Genomic DNA, 10,034 nt, shown 5'->3' with positions numbered 1-10,034 from the left:
AACTTCTTCAAAAATTTTTTTAAATCTCGTTCAATATCTCCAACTAACACTTTTCTACGGTATTTTGGACAAAACACAATATGATATTGATTGAGATAAACAATCCCTTTTTTATGGGTGTATTTTTCGTTTTCCAAAACCAACCACCTCTATACTAAATATACCACAAACAATAGATAAAATAAACACATCTAATAAATTTATCAAAAAAAAAATACGCAATTCATCCCCGTGTCTAAAGACAGGGGCTTTCTTGCGCTTCCCCCGTAAGCTTTGTGACAAAAGAACCATCCGTTCTAGCGAACAGTGCCAGGCACTGTTCGATGCTCAGCCGTTCAAACATCGATAAAAATAGTTGCCACAATCCCTTTCACCTGCCTCTGTTTTTCATCTTATCACGTTTTCCCCATTCGAAAAATCGCCTCGGTGCATTCATGAGTTTCGACGAATAACCCAAAAACTTCCGTCAGAAATGGCACACGGCCAGGCGGCAACCGACGATCGAGTAGATGGTCGAGCCCACCTTGATTAAAACGTGCAACGTAGAGGGCAACGGATTGACGGCACAGATTGACCATTTTGGCCACATCTTTACCGAGATGACCTTCCATGACAAGACGAACAGCGGTCACCCGAACACGAAGGGAGGTATCTTTGATTTTCTGTTCTTGTTTCCGAAGTGTTCGAGGTGTCCAACCGTGATCATTTGTGATTTTCAAACGTTTCATGCCAATCCCGCTCCTTTTGTATAGAAATATTTAGGAGCAGTATAGCTATGGGGAAAGATGTTTATACAGAAGTCATCGTTTTAAGGTGCATGTATATAGAAATGGGGACACCCTCTTACTATGAGAGGTTTACTTAGGAAAAACTAAGCAATCTTAAAATCAATAGGCAAAGCCAAATTACTCAATGAAACAAAATTCACTCTAAAGCATTCCGAATGTATCATTCATTGCGAAGTTACCTTGCATAAATTCTTATATACTCTGGCTCATGATGGCAATACAAGAAACAATTATTTTTCAGAGTATTGAGATGTTTACAGAAAAATCAGTTACAAAAAGTATAGAAAACCCTTGAATCAAAAAAGCTCAACAGCTCTTACAGGAACATCATTTTCAAGTGAGCATGTCGAGACAAGGGAACTGTTACAATAACGCTTGTATTGAGCCGTTTCATAGTCTCATCAAGAAAGAGTGCATCTATCCAAGTCGATTACATACGCAAAAAGAAGCGAAACAAGCGAATTTTGAGTACATCGATGCTTCTACAACCGCAAAAGAAGAAGTCATTCCGCTCTTAATATGTATTGCCGTGTGAATTTGAAACGGCTTATTACGCTAACCAGAGAAAAGCAGCTTCCATAAATTCAGCTATTTCTCTCTGTTTAACGTGTCTGTTTTCTTGACATAACACCATCTTTTTCCCGATTTATACATGTCTACTTTTAAAGGCTCACTCCAATGTCACCGCCTGAAAAATATCGAAAGGGGGCTGTCCAAAAAGTCATGGTTAACTGACTTTTTGAAGCCCCTCTTTATTATGTTTTTTAAAAAAGTGCACAAAAAAATCGTCCTTTCTAGTAAAATGAAGTTATTGTTTTCTCGCTATAAAGGCGGTGGCAGAAGTTCTTATCACCCCAAAATGATGCTTAAAATCATTCAGTTATAAAAGAATTAAACGAAAAAATAAATGCTCTCGAAAAACTTATAAGTCTCTATGAGCAAAAGCAAGATGTTTATAACTCCTTTACTACTCAAACTATTCCTCAGCTATAGATGCTTTAGATTCTCCTTGAAGGTCCTACTTTTTTTGTTATGGCAAAGCTTTATACATCATTTCTCAATTCAACGTTTGTAACTATACTTGTTGATATATGCTTTTGAGTCTAAAAAATGCATTTTTAATTAATCGATTCAAATGATTGCTTTTGCGACGAGAATAGTATTTGTCGAAAAATCATTGGTATCATTTTTTGTAAATATGTATATACTATGTATATACATTTTAGGTTAGGGGTGATATAATGTATTCAAAAGAATATTTAGAAAACAAAATAAACCAGAGTAAAGGGGTTGACTACATGTCTACAGTTATTGTTCAAAAATGGGGAAACAGTTTGGGCATTCGAATCCCAAAAGATGCTGCTGATAAAATAGGGATTAAACAAGGTTCCGAAATAGAATTAAATGTGATTGGAAATGAAGGTATCATCACATTAAAGCCAAAAAGAACACGGAAGAAATACACACTGGAAGAACTAATATCACAGATTACACCTGAAAATCGACACGAGGAAATTGATTTCGGGATAGAAGGGCGTGAATTGATTTAATGCCAGCAGACGTACCAGAGAGAGGCGATTTCGTTGTTTTAAACTTCAATCCACAAACTGGTCATGAGCAGGCTGGGAGAAGGAATGCTATTGTTTTATCGCCTAAAGAATTCAATCAAGCAACAGGATTTATAGCTGTTTGTCCGATTACCAATCAAAAGAAAGGTTACCCTTTCGAAGTGGATTTACCAAAAGAAGGAATATCCCTTGATGGCGATGGCTATCCAATAACAGGGGTAGTTTTAACTGATCAAATTAAATCATTGGATTGGAGAGCTCGTAATCTAAAAATTTTAAAGAAGTATAATCCAGAAGATGCACAAATTGAAGAAATAGATAAAATCATTGATGAATGCCTAGCGAAAATAGAAACATATCTGACTTGACAAGATCCTTTCTCTTTCAGAAAGGGATTATCGAAACTGTTCCTTGGAGAGAAAATTCTCCAATAGCGAACAGTGCCAGGCACTGTTCGCTATATCCCGCATATCGGTATGGGTTTTCATCCGCCAAGGCACCGGATTGAGAGAGAATATTCCCACATGCATCATATTGATAACGGGCAACGATGTTTCCTTGTTCATCCGTCAGGGCGATGACATCGCCATGCGCGTTATAGTGGTAGAAGTACGTGGCACCACCTTTTTTCATCGCCAACAGCTGGCCGTTTTCTCCGTATATATATGATCTTACCACATTTCCATCCGCATCGGTTTCATACAGAACGTTGAGGCTGTCGCCTTGATAATGGTAATTCGTAATGACGTCATTGACATCCTTTTGGATGTGCCGACTGTCTTCACTGTACAAAAAAAAGTTATCCCTTAAATCATGGGATAACCCTAAAAAAGCTAAATACATTATTTCTGATTTTGTTTCTCGTAGTATGAATTAATAAGCATCTCCACTATATTACTACTACCAACCAAGCCAATGGGATTTTTTATTTTTTCCCCTTCCTCTTTAGAAATAGGCTCTAATTCTGTTATTGGTGTATTCGCATCCCCTCGACTAACAAAATATTCCTTGCCATTGTAAAACACAAAATCCGGTAACTCATATTCTTCAGGGTTGAATTTCCCTTTAGACAATTTCCCGATAATTTTCCATTCTTTATTAACGATTCCATATATTCCACTGTTAATAGTATATAGAACAGAAAGTTTTTCAAATTGATTACTAAAGTTTTTTATATCTAATATTTCATTAGTGAAGATATCGAAATATTGTATATAGATGTCATCCTTTAATCCTTTTCCTTTTACTACTAAACCATAAGCATATTTTTCAATTTCTTTAAGCGGGATTGCGAATACAATACCTGGTTCAATATTAGGCGTCTTTCTTTTCTTTTTCAATTTAAAATTTACATCGACGATTTCCATTTCCCCTAATTGTTCATTAATATTTGAATCAAGTTGTAAAGCCTCCAAGATTAATGCTTCCAATTCAGCTACCGTTGGCATTCTTTCTAAATCTTCTTGATAAATTTTTTTGATTTCTAGGAGCGTATCACTTAACAAATCGATTGCATCATCACTTAAAACAACTGTTTCCTTGTTCTTTATGCTTTCCCAAAATGACATAGTATCACCAACCATACCATCTTATTACTACTTTTTCTTGAGTCAATAGCTTATCTAAATTGTTATAAAAAAGACGACACTGCTATAAAGCAAGCAGGTCGCCTAGATTGGTTCTATCGTACTGTTTGCTTTTGCTTTATTTTTTCAAACCAATTTTCTGCAATATCCAAATATGGTAAAACATTCTTAGCTATTCGAATAAATTCTGCTTCCTCTAAATTTTCGTTTTCGTTATCGAATTTAAACCAATCCTTATCTCCATTTTTATTATTCATTATTCTAAAACGATTGTTTAAGTGAAAAGCGTTCATCTTTTGAAATGGTCGAACGATACCATCAACTACCACGTTTCCTTCCTCATTAACTCTTGCTACTCCAGCTTCTATTATAAATCCTCCTCCCCATTTATCAAATTGAAACGATAGCAAATAACCTAACTGACCTTCTTGCTTCCTAAAATGAGGAAAAGCCCCTTTAAATCCCCTGTTTCTTAATTCTGGGACAACTATTTTTTTTAAAGAACTAACCATTTTATCCTTATTAGATAACATAAAGATCCCTCCTTTACTCTTTAAAAGCTTTCACGATGTATACTATATAAATCCAGTTTGAAATTCTAACATGTTTAATCAACCTGCATCCTTGTCTATACTGCTCCTAAATGAGTAAATCAAAGGAGCGGAAGAAGAATGAGGAAAAAAGGATTACAAATTACAAACGATCATGGTTGGACTATCGAACGTCTTCAAGAACAGGAACGCAAAATGAAAAAGGCGAACATGGCAAAACGAATTGCAGTCATTCGTCTGATTATGCAAGGCTATTTGGGGATCCAAGTCGCTGAGCTCTTGAATCTCCACCGTGAGACCGTTTCGATTTACGTGCAAAAGTTTAATCAAGGTGGGATGGATGCGTTATTAGAACGTCGATACGCCCCGGGCAGAAAGCCGTATCTATCTATATAGTTTTAAAATAAAAACCTTGAAAGGCATAAAGCCAATCAAGGTAATATAATTTATTAGAAGCCTTCTTTTTGTTCCACTGATACATTGTATCTCAAATTCACAAATTACTTTAAAAGAAAGTTATAAATGGTATTTTAGCAAATACAAAATCATATCTCTAAACTTGTTACCTATTCTCTTCATCATACTCCAAAAATAGGTCTTGTAAATCTCCATTAATTGGTTCATTATTATCGTTAATTGTCACTTTAAACTCAATATCCTCTTCTCCTATTGATACTACCCCATCTAACACCCCTAAAATATTAGATACAGCATCCACTTCTACTTGTTCGATTATTTTAAATAATATTTCTTTATTTTTATCTGATAGTTCTGAATAAAACATCAATGCTTCTTTCCAATAGGGGTCTGTAACTTCATTAATATCAGTATTATTGAATATATCTCGATAAAAATTACGATTTTCTTTTATAATTGACTGATGTAAAAGTTTAACAAACTCTTCTTTATTCATATATCTCATCTCCTTCTCATCTCTGGATACAATTGTTTATTTAATTCAATTAATTTTCGAAGTTGAGAATTAGGAATGTCTGGATATACTCTTCTTAACTCCATTATATCTCTTGCTAATAATTGTCTTGCACTCTCAATTCCTTTTGAACTTCTCGAAACTATTCCCCTAGGACCTTTTCTTGTATGTCCAGCTTTTGGTACTAATATTGCTGGTGCATTATTTGGATCATAATTTCGAATGAATTTTTTCATAATTGCTTTTTGTCCAACATGATGTGCATCTAACCCCGGTACACCTTTTATTTCTTTATATAATCCTACACCATACTTACTAAATTTACCTGTATTTTTAACAAGTTTAAATTTTCCTCCACCAACAAAACCAATAGCTGCCGCAGCCGCGACGCCTTTCCATCCTTTCCCTGACTTGTATGCCTTATACCCATCATAAACCGCAAACCCAGCATTGATGGCCAACCATACCCAATGCCCATCCGGATCCACCAACATCACCGGGTTGTTGTTCGCGTACGTATACCCGTTCTTCGTCAAGATGTCATCCGCATCGCCTGGGTCTGGGTCTAGAGAAAGGAACACGCCATGGGCTGGGTGGTAATAACGGGCGATCAGGTAATAAACAGGGTGTCCCAAAAATGATCATTTTTGGGACACCCTCTTTCAAATTCTTTAAATTTCAACAAATATTAATGAAAAAATTAAAGTATAGAAATATTAAACCTTAGTATGATTTAACGACTTCTAAAAGTAATTCCCGAACCCTTTCATGAACTTTTAATTCTTCAGAAAAATGGGGGAATTTTTCTAAATGTTTCCTTAAAGGTTCGTAATAAGGATACAAAGCAAAAAAATCTTTATACAACAATTTTCTTTGATACCTAGGTATCTTTTTATGAGCAAGGACATAACTTAAACTTCCACTTATTAATGAACAAAAGCTGTCAAAGTCCCCTGTCAAACAGTATTTATCATTATCTTTAAGAATGGTATTTTCACTTCTTTCTATATCTTCTGAGGGAAAATCATTGTTTAATAATATACTCATTTTTTCAAGCTCTAATATTACATCGTGATTAACCTTCATAAATTGTTCACCTCTTTCTCTCTTTAACTATGTTAAAAATGATAATATTCATTTCTACTATTTCTTGAGTTTCCAACCGTTATGCCAAAATGTCACTATTTTCCCTCTTTTGGTATAATAACCTCCAACCTTTCCTTTCTTAATCCTATATCCTTTTTTGCCTGTAGATAGTGTCACTTCTTCTCGCAAATGTTTATTTGAACGATAGAATGCTCTCGCTAGTTTTGTGTATCTTTCTGGACTATAGGAGCGTCCTTTTCTAATCACATGTTTGTTATGATGATATGCTAGCGATTCTATACTATTTTTAAAGGTACCTTTATACCAATACCGTGCGGGACCCTTTGCTACTTGTGCTGCTCGAAATGCTTTAAATGCAGCTCCTCCAACAAGCCCCACGCCAACAGCAATCGCCGCCGCTTTCCAACCGCCTTTTTTAAAGGCTTTATACCCATCATACGCCGCGAATCCCGCATTGATCGCCATCCACACAAAATGCCCATCCGGATCGACCAGCATCACCGGGTTGTTGTTCGCGTACGTATAGCCGTTTTGTGTGAGGATATCGTCCGCATCCCCTGGGTCTGGATCCACGGACAAGAACACGCCATGGGTCGGGTGGTAGTAACGGGCGATCAAGTAGTAGAACCCAGTCTCTTCGTCATATTGGTACCCCGCATATCGGTATGGGTTTTCATCCGCCAAGGCACCGGATTGAGAGAGAATATTCCCCCACGCATCGTATTGGTAACGGGCCACGATGTTTCCTTGCGCATCCGTTAGGGCGATGACATCGCCATGGGCGTTATAGTGGTAAAAATACGTCGCATTGCCTTTTTTCATGGCAAGAAGTTGCCCGTTTTCTCCGTATATATACGATCTTACCACATTTCCGCTCGCATCGGTTTCATACAGGACGTTTAAGCTCTCGCCTTGGTAATGGTAGTTCGTAATGACGCCATTCACATTCTTTTGAATACGGCGACCGTCTTCATCATATTGGTACGTCACAAACGGCGTGCTTTCGCCTTTTCGGGTGATGGAGACGAGCTGGTCGGCTGCGTTCCATTCATATCGATACCGGCCGTCTTCCAATCGGTTGCCGTTCGCATCGTACGTGATTGTTTCGTCACCGAAACGAACCAACTGATTCGCCGCATTATAATCAGCCGTGGTCGTCGCCGACTGCCCATCCTTGGTTTTCACGATTTGCTTCCGGTTTCCGAATCCGTCATAGGCATATTCGACTTTTGTACCATCTGGAAGCTGCTCTTCCACTAATTGGTCTAGGGCATCGTAACGGTAGACGGTCGTTTCCCCCGTTGAGGATTCTACTTTCGTCCGGTTGCCGTTTTCATCGTAACGGTACGTTTCCGATAAAATTTCTTTTCCGTCCGCCGTACCGACCGAAACGCTTTCCACGAGGCCGCGGTCATCATACGTAAAGGTCGAACCGGCTCCGTTTCCTGTCGTGAAGGTGCGAACATTTCCTCTCTCGTCATAGTCAAAGCGGTACGTATACGTTCCATCTTGGACGGCCGTATTTTGATCCAAGGCATTGTATTGGTAATTGATCGTTTGGCTAAAGGACCCATGAGAGAACATGAACTGCTGCAATTTATCCGATGTGGTTGGGTACAGCCATTTTTGCAGCCCGCCACGGTCCGACAGTTCCACCAGCCGATTCGCTTTATCAAATGTTCTCGTTTTGGTGGTGCCGTCTTTTAGATATTGAACAGAAAGTTCGTTTCCGTTTTTATCATAACTAAATTCGTAATACGGGACGTTGTTGTAGGAAACAGTTTTGACTCTTTCGGCCCCGTCATACGTCCATTGAATCGTATTTCCTTTCGGCAAAACCGTTTTGATTTTATTTCCGTTGGCATCATATTCATTCGTTGTCACATCATTCAACGGACCGACGATTTTAATGAGTTTACCGGTCGCATCATAAGAATAGGCAAATGTTTGAGACTGGCCGTCGCTGGTTCGAATGACTTTTGAAGTCATATTGCCATTCAAGTCATAATCATAGTTGACGGAAGTACCGTTCGCTAACAACAGCTGTTTTAAGCGATCCGATAAATCATACGTGTACTCTTTCTTGTTTCCTTTCTTATCGTACTCGCTTAACAGGTTTCCTACGGCATCATAATTCTTTTTCGCCACATAGCCTTCTTCATCCACTTTTTCCGTGACATAATTTCCGCTTGCGTCATACTTGTTTTTCGTTACGACGTTGCCTTCCATCAAGCGAATGGCGTCAAACCAGACCGTTCCTGTGTAGTTTCCGCGGAACATAGCGGATACGTCCACCTTGTCAATCGGCTTCGACGGATGGATCGAAATAGCCGCACGATTCCAATCTTGCGTGCCGATCGGAAAATCAGCGGTATACGTTTGGGTCGTTCCGTCTGCAAAATAGACTTTCGCGGTAATGGAATAATCGCTTGCACTCACTGTACCGTTGGCTTTGACATCCTGCGCTTTTGAAAGACCTGTGAGTGTCAGACGAAGCGGCGTATCACTTGAAGTTTGCCCTACGATCACCGTCTGCTTATATTCACTAGCTGATTGTGTGGTGCTAGTTCTCGATATTTTGAGAGAGTAAGCCCCGTCGAACGACTCCGTATTATCTACGCTTCCTCCTGTTCCACTCCAATTCGTGGTGGTTCCTTCAAAACTACTATTTACAACTGGGTTGTAGCTGGAAGAAACCTGCGCTTCTTCCAATTGAACATTATCAAACCAGGCTTCTCCGGAAGCATCTGGAGACTTATGATCGACCTCTAAATAGACGCGAATTTTGGCTGCATTCGAAGGAGTAGTAAACGTCACTTGCCGCTCTGTCCAAGGTCTTGTGCCTACCAATTGACTATAACGATTGTCCGTCCAAGAAATTCGACGATTTTGGCTATCTAAAAATTCAACATTAAAGAACGCGCTGGCTTTCGTTAAATTTGTTTTGATTTTTCCACTTAATGTGTATGTCGCATTCGGTTTTACCGCAATTTCTTGCGTAGCGGCCACATAACCGGCTTCTGCACTAGGCGACGTCGAATTCACTGTGATTTTTAACGTTTTTCGTCCCGTCAACCCATTATAAACATTCGTATCTTCCTGTAACTGCCCGGAATCATACGAACGAAGCACAGTCCAAGCGGTCGTTCCCTGTTCAAAGCCGTGATTAGAGAGTAAATTGGTCGCACTGCCCAATGCGTCACTTTCTTCAATCACATTTCCATAGGAATCGTACTTCGCTACAGAAGACGTTTTTCCCGATTGATCGGTTTCGGATACTGGATTTAAGCCATCATACGCAACCGTTGTCTTGTCGCCTTCTGTATCTGTCATGGAGATGACATCGTTATTTGGATTATACTGGTAGATTTCGGTCCCATAGCTATCCTTCGCTGTTAACACATTTCCATTCGCATCGTACGTATATGATTCCGTCGGTGTAATGGCCCCAACATCATTCGGATCGTATGATTCCTTTAAATTGTTGCCTTCATACACATATT

General features: G+C 38.8%; 13 protein-coding genes and 1 pseudogene. 4 read left to right on the top strand and 10 right to left on the bottom strand.

Going from position 1 to position 10,034, the window contains the following annotated elements:
- The coding region (locus ABEV15_RS07235; RefSeq protein WP_498852809.1) for a transposase at window positions 1–137 on the bottom strand (137 nt) is incomplete at its 3' end.
- Window positions 138–395: 258 nt separating this feature from the next.
- The gene (locus ABEV15_RS07230; protein WP_498852804.1) at window positions 396–728 is read right to left on the bottom strand and encodes a helix-turn-helix domain-containing protein; all 333 of its coding nucleotides are present in this window, start codon (window positions 726–728) and stop codon (window positions 396–398) included.
- A gap of 397 nt (window positions 729–1,125) precedes the next feature.
- Here ABEV15_RS07230 and ABEV15_RS07225 point away from each other — a divergent pair, with 397 nt between their 5' ends.
- Window positions 1,126–1,323 (top strand): hypothetical protein, encoded by a 198-nt coding sequence (locus ABEV15_RS07225; protein ID WP_155732459.1) that lies wholly within the window; start codon window positions 1,126–1,128, stop codon window positions 1,321–1,323.
- 53 nt (window positions 1,324–1,376) lie between these two features.
- Here the strand turns inward: ABEV15_RS07225 and ABEV15_RS07220 are convergent, their stop codons facing one another.
- On the bottom strand, window positions 1,377–1,442 hold the full coding sequence (locus tag ABEV15_RS07220; RefSeq protein ID WP_128356962.1) for a KxYKxGKxW signal peptide domain-containing protein: 66 nt from the start codon (window positions 1,440–1,442) through the stop codon (window positions 1,377–1,379).
- 587 nt (window positions 1,443–2,029) lie between these two features.
- Here ABEV15_RS07220 and ABEV15_RS07215 point away from each other — a divergent pair.
- Both ABEV15_RS07215 and ABEV15_RS07210 read left to right on the top strand, forming a co-directional pair.
- A complete protein-coding gene (locus ABEV15_RS07215) occupies window positions 2,030–2,338 on the top strand; it encodes an AbrB/MazE/SpoVT family DNA-binding domain-containing protein (protein ID WP_004888884.1) in 309 nt (102 codons plus the stop codon).
- Window positions 2,338–2,724, top strand: coding sequence for a type II toxin-antitoxin system PemK/MazF family toxin (locus ABEV15_RS07210; RefSeq protein WP_035018420.1), 387 nt, complete (start codon window positions 2,338–2,340; stop codon window positions 2,722–2,724). The genes ABEV15_RS07215 and ABEV15_RS07210 overlap by 1 nt, the downstream gene beginning before the upstream one ends.
- Window positions 2,725–2,740: 16 nt before the next feature.
- On the opposite strand, the gene ABEV15_RS07205 is transcribed toward ABEV15_RS07210, so the two are convergent.
- The 3 genes from ABEV15_RS07205 to ABEV15_RS07195 all read right to left on the bottom strand — a co-directional run bounded on the left by ABEV15_RS07205 (window position 2,741) and on the right by ABEV15_RS07195 (window position 4,475).
- The gene (locus tag ABEV15_RS07205) at window positions 2,741–3,199 is read right to left on the bottom strand and encodes a hypothetical protein (RefSeq protein ID WP_498852803.1); all 459 of its coding nucleotides are present in this window, start codon (window positions 3,197–3,199) and stop codon (window positions 2,741–2,743) included.
- Window positions 3,199–3,939 carry an immunity 26/phosphotriesterase HocA family protein gene (locus ABEV15_RS07200; protein WP_498852802.1) on the bottom strand — a complete coding sequence of 247 codons (741 nt, stop codon included), beginning with the start codon at window positions 3,937–3,939 and terminating at the stop codon, window positions 3,199–3,201. Before ABEV15_RS07200 ends, ABEV15_RS07205 begins: the two co-directional genes overlap by 1 nt.
- 98 nt (window positions 3,940–4,037) lie before the next feature.
- A complete protein-coding gene (locus ABEV15_RS07195) occupies window positions 4,038–4,475 on the bottom strand; it encodes a DUF4304 domain-containing protein (protein ID WP_498852801.1) in 438 nt (145 codons plus the stop codon).
- A gap of 138 nt (window positions 4,476–4,613) precedes the next feature.
- Between ABEV15_RS07195 and ABEV15_RS07190 the strand changes: the two genes are divergently transcribed.
- The gene (locus tag ABEV15_RS07190) at window positions 4,614–4,889 is read left to right on the top strand and encodes a helix-turn-helix domain-containing protein (protein ID WP_498852800.1); all 276 of its coding nucleotides are present in this window, start codon (window positions 4,614–4,616) and stop codon (window positions 4,887–4,889) included.
- Window positions 4,890–5,055: 166 nt separating this feature from the next.
- Here the strand turns inward: ABEV15_RS07190 and ABEV15_RS07185 are convergent, their stop codons facing one another.
- The 4 genes and pseudogenes from ABEV15_RS07185 to ABEV15_RS07170 form a co-directional block, all read right to left on the bottom strand.
- Complete coding sequence (locus tag ABEV15_RS07185) at window positions 5,056–5,406, bottom strand: transposase (protein WP_006324125.1); 351 nt, start codon at window positions 5,404–5,406, stop codon at window positions 5,056–5,058.
- 338 nt (window positions 5,407–5,744) lie between these two features.
- Window positions 5,745–6,047, bottom strand: a pseudogene (locus tag ABEV15_RS07180) (RHS repeat-associated core domain-containing protein); the annotation flags it as partial.
- Between the two features lie 100 nt (window positions 6,048–6,147).
- Window positions 6,148–6,510, bottom strand: coding sequence for a YxiJ-like family protein (locus ABEV15_RS07175; RefSeq protein WP_498852799.1), 363 nt, complete (start codon window positions 6,508–6,510; stop codon window positions 6,148–6,150).
- A gap of 57 nt (window positions 6,511–6,567) precedes the next feature.
- Complete coding sequence (locus ABEV15_RS07170; RefSeq protein WP_498852808.1) at window positions 6,568–9,864, bottom strand: RHS repeat domain-containing protein; 3,297 nt, start codon at window positions 9,862–9,864, stop codon at window positions 6,568–6,570.
- Window positions 9,865–10,034 lie beyond the last annotated feature (170 nt).

Origin of the sequence: Bhargavaea massiliensis, from assembly GCF_050480245.1 — a bacterium.
GTDB lineage: Bacteria > Bacillota > Bacilli > Bacillales > Anoxybacillaceae > Anoxybacillus.
Note: the sequence above shows the minus strand (reverse complement) of the source record. Positions and strands in the feature narration are given on the sequence as shown.

What these genes read in the sequence shown, in the direction of transcription:
- ABEV15_RS07230 (WP_498852804.1), bottom strand. Translation starts at nt 728, where the DNA reads ATGAAACGTTTGAAAATCACAAATGATCACGGTTGGACACCTCGAACA.
- ABEV15_RS07215 (WP_004888884.1), top strand. Translation starts at nt 2,030, where the DNA reads ATGTATTCAAAAGAATATTTAGAAAACAAAATAAACCAGAGTAAAGGG.
- ABEV15_RS07210 (WP_035018420.1), top strand. Translation starts at nt 2,338, where the DNA reads ATGCCAGCAGACGTACCAGAGAGAGGCGATTTCGTTGTTTTAAACTTC.
- ABEV15_RS07205 (WP_498852803.1), bottom strand. Translation starts at nt 3,199, where the DNA reads ATGTATTTAGCTTTTTTAGGGTTATCCCATGATTTAAGGGATAACTTT.
- ABEV15_RS07200 (WP_498852802.1), bottom strand. Translation starts at nt 3,939, where the DNA reads ATGGTTGGTGATACTATGTCATTTTGGGAAAGCATAAAGAACAAGGAA.
- ABEV15_RS07195 (WP_498852801.1), bottom strand. Translation starts at nt 4,475, where the DNA reads ATGTTATCTAATAAGGATAAAATGGTTAGTTCTTTAAAAAAAATAGTT.
- ABEV15_RS07190 (WP_498852800.1), top strand. Translation starts at nt 4,614, where the DNA reads ATGAGGAAAAAAGGATTACAAATTACAAACGATCATGGTTGGACTATC.
- ABEV15_RS07185 (WP_006324125.1), bottom strand. Translation starts at nt 5,406, where the DNA reads ATGAATAAAGAAGAGTTTGTTAAACTTTTACATCAGTCAATTATAAAA.
- ABEV15_RS07175 (WP_498852799.1), bottom strand. Translation starts at nt 6,510, where the DNA reads ATGAAGGTTAATCACGATGTAATATTAGAGCTTGAAAAAATGAGTATA.
- ABEV15_RS07170 (WP_498852808.1), bottom strand. Translation starts at nt 9,864, where the DNA reads ATGACAGATACAGAAGGCGACAAGACAACGGTTGCGTATGATGGCTTA.